The following is a 12,518-nucleotide window of genomic DNA, read 5'->3' as shown; positions in this document are numbered from 1 at the left end:
CCGGCGCCACCCGGCTCACGCCGCCGCGGCCCCGTCAGCCCCCGCCGCCGGAAATCCGGCCGTGTGCAGCACCCGCCGGTCCGCGTCCACCGCGAACACCTCGCACCTCTCACGGGCGGCCGCCCACCCGACGCCGTCCCTGCCGAGGGCGAAGGCCGCCGTCGCCACCGTGTCCGCCTCGGTCAGGGTCGGGGCCACCACGGTCAGACTGAGCAGGCCGGTCGCGGGGCGGCCGGTGCGCCCGTCGAGGATGTGATCACCGCGCTCGTAGCGGGCGGAGGTCGCCACGGCCCGGTCCGTGACGTCCAGGACCGTGCAGAGCCGGTCGGCCTGTTCGGGGTGGCGCACGCCGACACGCCAGGGGCCGCCGGAGGCGATCACATCGCCGCCGGCGTTCAGGCAGAAGCGCCGCGCGCCCGCCGCCCACAGCAGCTCCGCTCCCCGCTGCACCGACCAGCCCTTCACCACGGCGCAGGGGTCCAGGCCGCGGCCGGGCAGGCGCACGTCGAAGGCGCCTGCGGTGGCGATCCGGTACTCCTCGCACAGGTCCAGGACCTCGCGCAGCTGCGGACCGGGCTCGCGCACCTCGCCCCGGTCCAGCCGGGACACCTCGCTGTCCGGGCGGAACGGGCTGAACCGCGCGTCGGCCTCGCGCAGCCAGGCGAACAGGGCGTCCACCGCCGCCTCGGGGACGTCCTCGTCGTCGATCCGGACCGACACCGGGAACCCCATGACGTGCTCGACGCGCCGCAACCCCCTCATCCTGCTCAGCCCCTCGCGTCGATGGCGGCCTGGAGCGACTCCTTGTAGCCGTCGCTGGTGATCGTCGCGCCGGACACCGTGTCGATGTCGGCGCTCTGCGCCCGGAGCGTCTCCTCGATCAGCTTCGGCACCGCGGCCGTGGTCTGCGGGTGGTCCGGCTGCCGGAGCATCCGCACCGAGGCGATCTTGTCGCCGTCGAAGGTGACCTCGACGCGCACCGGGCCCTTCTCGGTCTCGACGAGGGACCCCGACACGACGGTGGTCGTGGTGCCGCCCGACGAGGAGGCCGAGGGGGTGGACGCCGGTGCCGCCGCCTGCGCGGGGGCCGACGACGATCCGGTGTCGTGCGAGGGCGCGTAGCGCCAGACCGGGATCAGACCGGCGACGCTCAGGACGAGGACGGGTATGGCTCGCTTCACGGATCTCTCCTCGTCATCCGGCCAGGCTGAAGCGTTCGAAGTGGGTCTGCGGTGTCGGCACGCCCAGCTCGCGCAGGCTGCCGAGCACCGCGTTCATCATGGGCGGCGGGCCGCACAGGTAGACGTCCCGCTCGGCGATGTCCGGCACCAGCCGGGCCAGCTCCCGCGGCGCCAGCCGGTCCGGCACCGGCGGGCCGGTGACCAGGTGCAGTTCGGCGCCCCGGGCGAGCGCGAGATCGCGCAGCTCGTCGTAGAGGACGGCGTCCCGGTCCGTGGCCACCCGGTAGATCACGACCGCGTGGCCGTGCAGTTCCTCCAGCAGGGCCCGGATCGGCGTGACACCGACGCCGCCCGCGATGAGCACGGCGTCGGGGCGGGTGCGGTGCAGGGTGGTGAAGGCGCCGTAGGGACCCTCGGCGAAGACACGCGTGCCGACCTTCAGATGCCGCAGGGCCGCGCTGCCGGCACCGGCCCGCTTGACGGTCAGGCGCAGCGTCCGGCCGTCCGGGGCGGCCGACAGGGAGAACGGGTTCGCCTGCCACCAGCGGTCCCTGGTCAGGAACCGCCACAGGAAGAACTGCCCCGCCCGCGCGGGCAGCCGGTCCAGGTCGCGGCCCGTGACGTAGACCGAGACGACGTCGTCGTTCTCCGGGACGACGGCCGTCACCCGGAGCCGGTGGCGCAGGTTGCGCCACAGCGGCAGCACCAGCCGGCCGGTGAACACTGAGGCCAGGGCCACGCCCCACACGCCGTACCAGTACGCCGTCGCCACCGGCGACGAGGCGAACGTCGTCCCCGCCGCGACCTGGTGCGTGAACGCCAGCACCACCGCCACGTAGGTGTACAGGTGGATGAAGTGCCAGGTCTCGTAGGCCAGCCGACGCCGGGCGTACCGGGCCGAGACCGCTCCGACCACCAGGAGGAGCGCCAGCGCGACGATCGCCCGCAGCACGCCCTCGACCGTCTCGGCGAGGTCCACCAGCTGGTTCACCGGGTCCAGGGACGAGGCCTCGGCGTAGCCGAAGACGATGAACACCGCGTGCGCGAGCAGCAGCCACAGCACCGAGAAGCCCGTCCAGCGGTGCCAGGACGTCAGCCGGTCCATGCCGATCCGCCGGTCGAACCACGGCAGGCGCGCCACCACCAGCAGCTGGAACGCCATCAGCAGCGCCGCGTACAGCCCGGTCAGCCGGCCCAGCACGATCAGCGCGTTCGAGGCGAAACCGGCCCGCGCGAAGAACACGGCCACCACGACCGCGTTCGCCAGCAGCACCGCGTACAGTCCGGCGCGGCCCACCACTCTGGGGCGCACACCGGGGCGGGTCGCCGCCACGGGAGATGGTCGGAGGGTCGTCACGGTCGGCAGCTCCTTGATCGGCTCCTGGGACACCGAGCTTGGCGCGGAGGAGCTGTCGGGAAGCTGTCGCTCGACTTTCAAGTCTCTATCGATCCCGCGGCGGGAGGGCACGCGGCTATGGCGGCGCCCGGCCCGTGCAGCACTATGAGCGCGTGGAGAAAGTACGACTTCTCGTCGTCGACGACGACCCGCCCATCGCCGACCTCGTCGCGACCGTCGCCCGCTACGAGGGCTGGGAGGCGGTCACGGCGTACACCGGCGAGGACGCCCTGCGGCGGGCCGCCGAGTTCCACCCGGACATCGTGGTGCTCGACCTGATGCTGCCCGGCGTGGACGGCTTCGGCGTCCTGGACCGGCTGCGCGCCTCCGGCGCGATGGTGCCGGTGGTGTTCCTCACCGCCCGCGACGGTGTCGCCGACCGGGTCGCCGGCCTGACCCGGGGCGGGGACGACTACCTGGTCAAGCCGTTCGCCGTGGAGGAGCTGATGGCCCGGCTGCGGACCGTGCTGCGGCGCAGCGCCGGGCCCGCCTTCCAGCGGTCCGTGCTCCAGGTCGGCGACCTGACCATGGACGAGGACACCCGGGAGGTCCGGCGCGGCGAGCGGCTGCTGTCGCTGACCCCAACCGAGTACGAGGTGCTGCGCTACCTCATGCGCAAGTCGCCCACCGTGCTGACCAAGGCGCAGATCCTCGACCACGTGTGGGAGTACGGCTTCGGCGGCCGCTCCAACGTCGTCGAGCTGGTCGTCAGCCGGCTGCGCCGCAAGCTCGACGAGACCGACGAGGGCGGCTCGCCGCTCATCCACACCGTGCGCGGGTTCGGGTACGTGCTGCGCCAGGCCGCCGAGTGATCGCCCGGCTGCGCCGGGCCTACCCCCGCATGCGGCTCGGCACCCGACTGGCCCTCGGCCTCGGCGCCCTGTCCCTGGTCGTGTTCGCCGTCGTCGGCACCGCCCTGACCACGTACATGCGGGACTATCTGTCGGCCCAGCTCGACACCCAGCTCGGCCAGGCCCAGATCGCCCAGTCCAAGAGCATCGCCGACTACGGCACTCTCTCGGGCAAGAAGTACTACAGCTGGTTCTACGCCGTGTACGACGTGAAGAACGGCACGCCCGAGCTGCGCAGGCCGGAGGACCCGGCCGACCTGCCGAAGGACGTCGACGACTTCACCTCCCTGGCCCGGGCGCAGACCGCCGCGCACACCGAACTGCTGCGCACCGAGCACCTCAGGGGCGCGGGCTCCTACCGGCTGCGCGCCTGTCAGGTGAAACCGGGGGTGGTCCTGGTCAGCGCCGCTCCCCTGGAGGACATCGAGGACACCGTCGGGCAGCTGATCACGATGCAGGTCGTCACCTTCGCCCTCGCCCTGCTCGCGCTGGTCGTCTTCGGCCGCCGCATGCTGCGCCGCGGTCTGAAACCGCTCAGCGACATGGCGTCCACCGCGCACGGCATCGCCTCGCACGACCTGACCGAGTCGGCGGCCCGGCTCCCGCTGCGCGCCGACGGCCGGGACGGCGGCCCCGAGGTGGACGAACTGCGCACCGCCTTCAACACGATGCTGGAGCACATCGACGACTCCCTCGCCGTGCGAGCCGAGGCCGAGCAGCGGCTGCGCCGCTTCGTCGCCGACGCCTCGCACGAGCTGCGCACCCCGCTGATGTCGGTGCGCGGTTACGCCGACCTCTTCCAATACGCCGCCGCCAACGCCCCCGAGGAACGCGACCGGCACCTGGCCCGGTTGCGCGCCGAGGCCGCCCGCATGGGCGTCCTCCTGGACGACCTGCTGCTGCTCGCCCGGCTGGACGCCGCGGAGGTGGAGACACCGCTGCGCGTGCAGGAGGCCGACCTGACGGAGCTGGTGGGGCAGGCCGCGGACGCCTTCCGCGCGGCCCGCCCCGATCACCCGCTGACCGTCCTGGCGGGTCCGGGCCCGGTGACGCTGCCGATGGACCCGCTGCGCATCCGGCAGGTCGTCGACAACCTCCTGACCAACGCCGCCGTGCACACCCCCGCCGGGACGAAGGTGTCGCTGGAGGTCGCCCTCGTGCCCGGCGCGGCCGAGGTCCGGGTCGCCGACACCGGTCCGGGCATCCCGCCCGAGGACCGGGCCCGTGTCTTCGACCGCTTCTACCGCGTCGACAAGGCCCGCAGCCGCGACCGCGGCGGCAGCGGCCTCGGCCTCGCGGTCGCCCAGTCACTGGTGCGTGCCCACGGCGGCCGCATCGAGCTGAACAGCGCACCGGGAGCGACCGTGTTCACCGTGCGCCTGCCCGTGCGGGACGTACGCCCCGCGGACCGGTGACAGGCGCCCTCTAGACTCGTCCGGAAACAGCCCGTACGACCCTGGCCAACGCTTCCGCCAACCGAAGGGCTCCGGCGCCTTGATACGGATCGAATCAGTCACCAAGCGGTATCCGGACGGCACGGTGGCTGTCGACCGGCTCTCCCTGGAGATACCCGACCGCTCGATCACGGTCCTGGTCGGACCCTCGGGCTGCGGCAAGACGACCACCCTGCGGATGATCAACAGGATGGTCGAACCGAGTGAGGGCACGATCCTCCTCGACGGCGAGGACATCCAGCGCCGCCCCGTCACCACCCTGCGCCGCTCCATGGGTTACGTCATCCAGAACGCCGGGCTCTTCCAGCACCGCACGATCCTCGACAACATCGCCACCGTGCCCCGCCTGCTCGGCTGGGGCAAACAGAAGGCCCGGGCCCGGGCGGCGGAGCTGATGGAACGCGTGGGCCTCGACGCCGCGCTCGCCCGGCGGTACCCGTACCAGCTGTCCGGCGGCCAGCAGCAGCGCGTCGGCGTGGCCCGGGCGCTCGCCGCCGACCCGCCGGTGCTGCTCATGGACGAGCCGTTCTCCGCGGTCGACCCGGTTGTGCGCAAGGGCCTCCAGGACGAACTGCTCCGCATCCAGGACGAGTTGGGCAAGACCATCGTCTTCGTCACCCATGACATCGACGAGGCGATCAAACTCGGCACGATGGTCGCCGTGATGCGCGAGGGCGGTCACCTCGCCCAGTACGCTCCCCCCGCCGAGCTGCTGTCCCACCCCGCCGACTCCTTCGTCGAGGACTTCCTCGGGGCCGACCGCGGCATCCGGCGGCTGTCGTTCTTCCCCTCCGCCGAACTCCCGCTGACCACCGGCCCGGTGATCCCGGTGGACGCCACCGCCGAGCGGATCGCCGCCGCCGACGCCCCCTGGCTGCTGGTCACCGACGCCGAGGGGAAGCCCCTCGGCTGGGGTGAGCGGGGCGACCTGACGGCCGGTGACATCAGGCCCGACCGGCTCGTCCCGCACGGACGGCCGTTCGCCCCCGGCACCGACTCCCTGCGCGCCGCCCTCGACTGCGCCGTCCTCTCCCCGGCCGGCTGGGCCGTCGCCGTGGACGACGCCGGGCGGGTGACCGGCGTGGTCGCGCAGGCGACCATCGGCGAGGCGATCCGCAGCGCCCACGCCGCAGGCCACGCCGACGTGGCCGAGGTCGCGTCGTGAACGGCTTCCTCGACGGTTTCTTCGACATCCCGAGCGACCTCCAGCACAGTTACGCCGGCCTGATCGGGCTCCATCTGCGCGAGGCCCTGCTGCCCGTCCTGGCCGGCCTGCTGCTCGCCCTGCCGCTCGCCCAGCTCTGCGTCCGCTTCCGCTGGCTGTACCCGCCGGTGCTCGGCGCCACCACCATCCTCTACGCCGTCCCGTCGCTGGCCTTCTTCGTCGTCCTCATCGACTACACCGGCCAGACCGAGCTGACCGTGATGATCCCGCTGGCCGTGTACAGCCTCGTGGTGCTCGTCCCGGCCATCGTCGACGGGGTGCGGTCCGTGCCCCAGGAGACCCTGGCCGCGGCCACCGCCATGGGCTTCGGCCCCGTACGCCGCTATGCGCAGGTGCAGTTGCCGATCGCCGTGCCCGCCATCGTCGCCGGGCTCCGGGTCGCCACCGTCTCCAGCATCTCCCTGGTGAGCGTCGGCACCCTCATCGGCAACCAGGGTGCCCTCGGCAACCTCCTCGCCGACGCGCAGAAGTACGACCGTCCCGAACTGGCCGTCAACTCCGTGATCACCACGGCCGTCCTGGCCATCCTGTGCGACGCCCTGCTGGTGCTGCTGCGCGTCGCGCTGACCCCGTGGATGCCGAGCGGCGCACGCAGGCGCCCGAAGACCACAGGGCGGCAGCCCCTGCCCGCCCCCCAGGACGTGACCCGGTGAACGTACTGAACTTCGTCAACGCCTTCTTCAGCGACAGCGCCCACTGGCACGGCTACGACGGCATCCCGCAGCGCCTGCTGGAGCACGTCCAGTACTCCCTGCTCGCCCTGGCCCTCGCCGCCGCGATCGGCCTGCCCGTCGGGCTGCTGACCGGGCACACCGGGCGGGGCGGCAACGCCCTCGCCTTCATCGCCACCGCGGCCCGCGCGCTGCCCAGTTTCGGGCTGCTGGTGCTGATCGTCATCGTGATGGGCTTCGGCCTGCTGCCCGTGATGATCCCCCTGGTCGTCCTCGCCGTGCCGCCGATCCTGGTGACCACCTACGAGGCGGTGCGCACCGTCGACCCGTCCCCGGTGGACGCCGCCCGCGGCATGGGCATGCACGAGTCGCGGATCCTGTTCCAGGTCGAACTGCCGGTCGCGCTGCCGCTGATCCTGAGCGGTCTGCGCTCGGCGGCCATCCAGATCGTGTCGACGGCCACCATCGCCGCCTACGTCAGCCTGGGCGGCCTCGGCCGTTACATCGTCGACGGGCTCTACCAGCGCGACTACGAGAAGGTCGTCGGCGGCGCCACCCTGGTGGCCGCCCTGGCCCTCGTCACGCTGGCGCTGTTCTGGGCGGCGGGCCGGGTGGCCGTGTCACCGGGGGTGCGCCGGCGTTGATGGTCCGGTCTGTAACAAACCGTGACCAGGGCGTTCTTGACTGATCACTAAGCGGCTGGATTGGATCGGTGAATGACTTTCACCGCGAAGAGCAGCAGGTCCAGGACGAGGCACACCAGCGCGGCGGCCGTCGCGCTCACCGCCGCTGCGGCGCTCCTCGCGGGCTGTTCGTCCGGCGACTCCTCCGACAACCCCCTCGAGGGCGAGAAGGCGAAGGCCGGCACCGTCGTCGTCGGCTCCAACAACTTCGCCGAGAGCACCCTGCTCGCCGACATCTACGGCGAAGCGCTCAAGGCCAAGGGCGTCGAGGTCACCTACAAGCACAACATCGGCAGCCGGGAGACGTCGTACGGGCTGATGAAGAACGGCTCCGTCACCGTGCTGCCCGAGTACAACGGCTCGCTGCTGGCCTACCTGGATCCCAAGGCCGAGCAGAAGTCACCCGAGGCGGTGAACGAGGCCGTCAAGGCCAAGCTGGACAAGAGGCTGACGCTGCTTCAGTCGTCGCCGGCCGAGGACAAGGACTCGGTCACCGTGAACGCCGAGACGGCCCGGAAGTACAAGCTCACCTCCTCCTCCACCCTCGCGGACCTCAAGGACGCCGCCCCGGACCTGGTGATCGGCGGTTCGCCCGAGTTCCAGACCCGGCAGCAGGGACTGAAGGGCCTGAAGTCCGTGTACGGCCTGGAGTTCAAGTCCTTCAAGGCGCTCGACGCGGGCGGCCCGCTGACCCAGGCGGCCCTGGCCAAGAACACCATCCAGGCCGCGGACATCTTCACCACGGACCCGACCATCGTGAAGGAGAAGTTCGTCGTCCTGAAGGACCCGGAGAACCTCTTCGGGTTCGCCAACGTCACCCCGCTGGTCCACAAGGACGGCCTCTCCCAGAAGGGCGTCGACGCGCTCGACGCGGTCTCCGCGAAGCTGGACACCAAGACGCTCCTGGAGCTGGACGCGCAGGTGCAGCTGGAGAAGAAGGACCCGCTGGACGTGGCGACGGCGTGGCTGAAGTCGGCGGGCCTGAGCTGACGCACTGACGTCTCACCGGCCCGGGCACGCGACCGCCCGGGCCGGCCGCTACGCCTGCACCGCCGACGCGATCAACTGGTCGATCAGCGCGATCAGCACGTCCCGGCACGACTCGCGGTCCCGCGCGTCGCACAACAGCACCCGGACGTGATCGGGCACCGCCAGCGCTTCCCTGATCTCCTCGGGCGGGTACGGGTGTTCGCCGTGGAAGCCGTTGACACCGACGACGAACGGAATGCCCCGGCGCTCGAAGAAGTCGATCGCGGCGAAGCTGGACTCGGGCCGGCGCACGTCGATCAGGACCACGGCCCCCAGCGCGCCGAGCGCCAGGTCGTTCCACATGAACCAGAACCGCTGCTGTCCCGGCGTACCGAACAGGTACAGCACCAGTTTCCGGCTGAGGGTGATCCGGCCGAAGTCCAGAGCCACCGTGGTGGCCCGCTTCTCCTCGATGCCGTCGAGGTCGTCGATGCCCAGACCGGCCATGGTCAGGGGCTCCTCGGTGCGCAGCGGGACGATCTCGCTGACGGACCCGACCAGGGTGGTCTTGCCGACGCCGAAGCCCCCGGCGATGAGGATCTTGACCGTGTCGGGTGCCGAAGGCGCGTCAGGGGCAAGGTCAGAGCCGGCCAAGGCCGTCCCTCACTTTCTGCAGCAGGTCCAGGTCCGGGGAGGTTCGGGAGACGAGGCGCGGCGGGCGGACGGTGATCCGGCCCGCCTCCAGCAGGTCGCACAGCAGGATGACGACCACGCTCACCGGCAGGTCGAGCCGGGCGGCCAGCTCCGCCACGGCGAGCGGCTCGGCACACAGCCGCAGGATCCGGGTGTGCTCGGGCTGGCAGCGGGCCGCCGTCGCCGTGTCGGGTGGCGGATCGACCGCCGCGACCGTCGAGATGAGCGTGAAGTCGGCGCGGCTGGGCCGGGTCCGGCCACCGGTCAGAGCGAACGGCCTGACCAGCCGGCCCGCCGGATCACCTACGTCCACCTCACACGCCGGGATCGACGACGGGGCCGGCCATGCCCCGGGGTGCCGCGCTGAGGTGCTCGCCGATCTTCTTCACCAGCATGTTCATCTGATACGCCACCACCCCGACGTCCGCGCCCGGGCCGGTCAGCACGACCAGATGCGCGCCGGGGCCGGCAGAGGTCAGGATCAGATAGCTGTTGGCCATCTCGATGAGCGCCTGGCGCACCGGACCGCCCCGGAAGTCCATGCTGACGCCCTTGCTGAGGCTCATCAGCCCGGACGCGGTCGCCGCGAGCCGCTCGGCGTCGTCGCGCAGGAATCCGGTGGACTTGCTGACCACCAGGCCGTCCTCGGAGAGCACCACGGCCTGGTTCACGTCGGCGACCCGCTCCACGAGTCCGGTCAGCAGCTGGTCGAGCTGGGTGTGCGTGGCGGGGATGGGGCGTGTCATGGGGGTGTCCTTCGTCAGCGGTCGGCGGGCGGAGTCGGGGCGACGGGATCGGCGGCGGCCTGCCGGGGCACCACGGCCGTCTCGTCGGGGTGGGGCGGCTCGGTGTCGTCGTCACGGGCCCGGAGCGTGCCGCGCTGGAAGCCGGCCAAGGAGGACGCGGCGGCCTCCGCGGTGAAGTCGTCGAGGGCGCCGTCGTCGGCGGCCGGTGCGGCCTCCTCGCGCAGCTCCTCCACCAGGCTGGTCTGCGGCACCCTGCGGGGCAGCGGGGCGAGACCGTCCCGGCGGGGGAGGACCTCACGGCCGGCGGACGGGGCGGCGGAGGCGGTGCGGGCCGTGACGAGGGGTCTGAGCGCGCGAACGGCCACGGCGGCGCTCGCGGTTCCCGCCGGTGTCCCGGCGCGTTGCGGTGCCCCGCTCGGCTCGGCGTCCCTCGCGCCCCGTCCGTCCGCGGCTCCCGGCCCGTCCTCCGGGGCGCCGCCGTCCTTCGCTCCGCCGACCGTTCCTCTCGGGCCGGCCGGGGCCGCGGGTCCGTCCGGGCCGGTTCCGGCGGCGGCCCGCTGCTCGGGCACCGCGTCCTCCGCCGGCTCGCCCACCACGATCTCGTGCGGGATCAGCACGATCGCCGTGGTCCCGCCGTAGGGCGACGAGCGCAGGGTGACGGCGATGCCATGCCGGTGCGCCAGCCGGCCGATCACGAACATGCCGAGGCGCAGGTCGTCGGCGAGCGCGACCACGTCGAACTGCGGGGGCACCGCCAGCTGTTCGTTGAAGGACGCGTAGTCCTCCTCCGACATGCCGAGGCCCCGGTCCTCGATCTCGACGGCCAGGCCCTTGGCCACCATCTGGGCCCGCACCGTGACGGAGCTCGGGGCGGGGGAGTACGCGGTCGCGTTGTCGATGAGCTCGGCCAGCAGATGGATGACGTCGGCGACCGCGGGCGGGGCGACGCACACCTCCTCCTCGGTGAGCACCTCCACCCGCTGGTACTCGGCGACCTCACCGACCGCGCTGCGCAGGATGTCCATCAGCGCCACCGGCTCGCTCCAGCTGCGGCCGGGCCGTTCGCCGCTGACGATGACCAGGTTCTCCTCGTACCGGCGCAACTGGCTGGCCGTGGAGTCCAGTTCGTACAGACCCTTGAGGATGTCGGGGTCGGTGTGCTCGCGCTCCAGCGTGTCGAGCTTGCTCAGCTGGAGGTTGACCAGGTTCTGGCTCTGCCGCGCGATACCCAGGATGATCTTCTGGAAGCCGCGCCGGGTGTCGGCGAGTTCGACGGCGGTGTGCACGGCCGTGCGCTGGGCGGTGTTGAACGCCCGTGCGACCTGGCCGAGTTCGTCGTGTCCGTAGTCCAGGGGGGTGGTCGCCGACTCCGGGTCGACCGTCTCGCCCCGCTCCAGCCGGGCCACGACGTCGGGCAGCCGTTCCTGCGCGAGGTCCACGGCGGCGCGGCGCAGGCCGCGCAGCCGCCGGGAAAGCGAGCGGGTGATCCGCCACGACATGCCGACGCACAGCAGCAGAGCGAGCAGCCCGCCGGCGCTCAGCAGGGCCGCTTTGAGCAGGAGGGCGTCCGCTTTGTCGGCGCTGCGCTGCAGCAGGCTCGCCGTCTGCTGCTGGATGAGGGACGTGTACTGCTCGGACAGCCTCTCCATGGCGGCGGACCACTGCTTCTGCGCGTCCGGCAGGGCGATCCGGTCGGCGCTGCCGCTCGTGTTGCGCGAGGCCAGCACCCGGTCCTCGACGGACTGCAGCGTCTGCCAGTCCCGGCTCGCCAGGATCCGCTCGGTCTGTGTCTTGGCGCCGCCCGTCAGCTGCGGCATGACCTGGTCCTGGACCAGCCAGCGCCGCGTGTTCACCATTTCCGTGAACTGCGTCCACGTCTTGTCGTCCAGGTGTCCGGTCGGCCAGGCGAGGGTCAGCTGCGCGTCCTCCCGGGAGACCAGCTCCGCCGCGTGCTCCAGACCGATCAGCGGGCCGGCCTGCGAGGTGAGGTCGCCGTCGTCGACCTGGGACAGCTCCTGGAAGGCGTGGATCTGGTCGTCGATGATCGACGAGTACTGGTCCAGCGCCTGCTGCGCGGTGATGTCGGTCGGGTGGTCCACCTGGTCCCGGTAGTACTCCAGGCTGCCCACCGAGCCCAGCACCGAGTACAGCCGGTCGGAGATCCGCGCGGGCGCCTTCTCGATCGCGTCCGCCTGCCCGACCAGTTTGGCCACCGCCGTGTCGGTCTCCTCGCGCTGGGCGTCGAGGGCCGCCCGGGAGCCCTTCGCGGAGGACAGCCAGGCGGCCGACAGGCTGCGCTCCCGTTGCAGGGCGAGCGTCGCGTCGGTGCCCATGGCGCCGGTCGAACGGCTGAGCTCCGTCTGGTCGCGCAGCCTGAGGCCCTCCGAGAACATCTGGATCGTCGTCACGCCCCACATCGCGGCGAGGGTGACGCTGGGCACGAGGGCCAGGAACACCAGGGAGAGGCGTATGGAACCGAGGCGGCGCCGGGCACCTGTCCGTCGAGGCATCGTCGTCCTAGGGCGATCAGCGGGAGCTGAGGAACGGGGAGGAGGGGGAGCGGTCGGGGGAGGTGGGGGACGGGCGCGAGGGTGGTGCCGTCCCGGGCGCGGCACATGGAATGCGCAGGATGTTATCCGTACAAGTGGG

Annotated in this window: 13 protein-coding genes; 6 read left to right on the top strand and 7 right to left on the bottom strand. The window is 72.1% G+C overall.

The genetic code is table 11. The annotated features are described in order from the left end of the window. Positions 1-15 precede the first annotated feature (15 nt). The 3 genes from AB0F04_RS17085 to AB0F04_RS17075 are packed head-to-tail and all read right to left on the bottom strand — an operon-like array spanning position 16 to position 2,481. Entirely contained in the window at positions 16-753 is a 738-nt protein-coding gene (locus AB0F04_RS17085; RefSeq protein ID WP_362042809.1) for an FAD:protein FMN transferase, read from the bottom strand. Positions 754-767: 14 nt separating this feature from the next. Next, entirely contained in the window at positions 768-1,181 is a 414-nt protein-coding gene (locus AB0F04_RS17080; RefSeq protein ID WP_362042289.1) for an FMN-binding protein, read from the bottom strand. 13 nt (positions 1,182-1,194) lie between these two features. Next, entirely contained in the window at positions 1,195-2,481 is a 1,287-nt protein-coding gene (locus tag AB0F04_RS17075; RefSeq protein ID WP_362042808.1) for a ferredoxin reductase family protein, read from the bottom strand. Between the two features lie 209 nt (positions 2,482-2,690). Between AB0F04_RS17075 and AB0F04_RS17070 the strand changes: the two genes are divergently transcribed. The 6 genes from AB0F04_RS17070 (at position 2,691) to AB0F04_RS17045 (ending at position 8,451) form a co-directional block, all read left to right on the top strand. Further along, a complete protein-coding gene (locus AB0F04_RS17070; RefSeq protein WP_362042287.1) occupies positions 2,691-3,389 on the top strand; it encodes a response regulator transcription factor in 699 nt (232 codons plus the stop codon). Next, positions 3,386-4,843 carry a HAMP domain-containing sensor histidine kinase gene (locus tag AB0F04_RS17065; RefSeq protein ID WP_362042285.1) on the top strand — a complete coding sequence of 486 codons (1,458 nt, stop codon included), beginning with the start codon at positions 3,386-3,388 and terminating at the stop codon, positions 4,841-4,843. The genes AB0F04_RS17070 and AB0F04_RS17065 overlap by 4 nt, the downstream gene beginning before the upstream one ends. A 79-nt stretch (positions 4,844-4,922) precedes the next feature. Next, positions 4,923-6,047 (top strand): ABC transporter ATP-binding protein, encoded by a 1,125-nt coding sequence (locus AB0F04_RS17060; RefSeq protein WP_362042283.1) that lies wholly within the window; start codon positions 4,923-4,925, stop codon positions 6,045-6,047. After that, positions 6,044-6,760 (top strand): ABC transporter permease subunit, encoded by a 717-nt coding sequence (locus AB0F04_RS17055; protein WP_362042281.1) that lies wholly within the window; start codon positions 6,044-6,046, stop codon positions 6,758-6,760. Before AB0F04_RS17060 ends, AB0F04_RS17055 begins: the two co-directional genes overlap by 4 nt. Further along, a complete protein-coding gene (locus tag AB0F04_RS17050; RefSeq protein WP_362042280.1) occupies positions 6,757-7,422 on the top strand; it encodes an ABC transporter permease in 666 nt (221 codons plus the stop codon). The genes AB0F04_RS17055 and AB0F04_RS17050 overlap by 4 nt, the downstream gene beginning before the upstream one ends. Positions 7,423-7,494: 72 nt before the next feature. Then, entirely contained in the window at positions 7,495-8,451 is a 957-nt protein-coding gene (locus tag AB0F04_RS17045) for an ABC transporter substrate-binding protein (RefSeq protein ID WP_362042279.1), read from the top strand. A gap of 48 nt (positions 8,452-8,499) precedes the next feature. On the opposite strand, the gene AB0F04_RS17040 is transcribed toward AB0F04_RS17045, so the two are convergent. The 4 genes from AB0F04_RS17040 to AB0F04_RS17025 are packed head-to-tail and all read right to left on the bottom strand — an operon-like array spanning position 8,500 to position 12,379. Further along, positions 8,500-9,084, bottom strand: a complete 585-nt coding sequence (locus AB0F04_RS17040) for an ATP/GTP-binding protein (RefSeq protein ID WP_362042277.1) — start codon at positions 9,082-9,084, stop codon at positions 8,500-8,502. Beyond that, the gene (locus AB0F04_RS17035) at positions 9,071-9,436 is read right to left on the bottom strand and encodes a DUF742 domain-containing protein (protein ID WP_362042275.1); all 366 of its coding nucleotides are present in this window, start codon (positions 9,434-9,436) and stop codon (positions 9,071-9,073) included. The genes AB0F04_RS17040 and AB0F04_RS17035 overlap by 14 nt, the downstream gene beginning before the upstream one ends. A gap of 1 nt (position 9,437) precedes the next feature. Continuing rightward, positions 9,438-9,869: a roadblock/LC7 domain-containing protein gene (locus AB0F04_RS17030; protein ID WP_020271575.1), complete on the bottom strand. Its 432-nt coding sequence runs from the start codon at positions 9,867-9,869 to the stop codon at positions 9,438-9,440. Between the two features lie 14 nt (positions 9,870-9,883). Beyond that, positions 9,884-12,379: a nitrate- and nitrite sensing domain-containing protein gene (locus tag AB0F04_RS17025; protein WP_362042272.1), complete on the bottom strand. Its 2,496-nt coding sequence runs from the start codon at positions 12,377-12,379 to the stop codon at positions 9,884-9,886. Positions 12,380-12,518: the final 139 nt, after the last annotated feature.

The sequence above is a fragment of the Streptomyces sp. NPDC029041 genome, from assembly GCF_040637515.1.
Taxonomy (GTDB): domain Bacteria; phylum Actinomycetota; class Actinomycetes; order Streptomycetales; family Streptomycetaceae; genus Streptomyces.
Note: the sequence above shows the minus strand (reverse complement) of the source record. Positions and strands in the feature narration are given on the sequence as shown.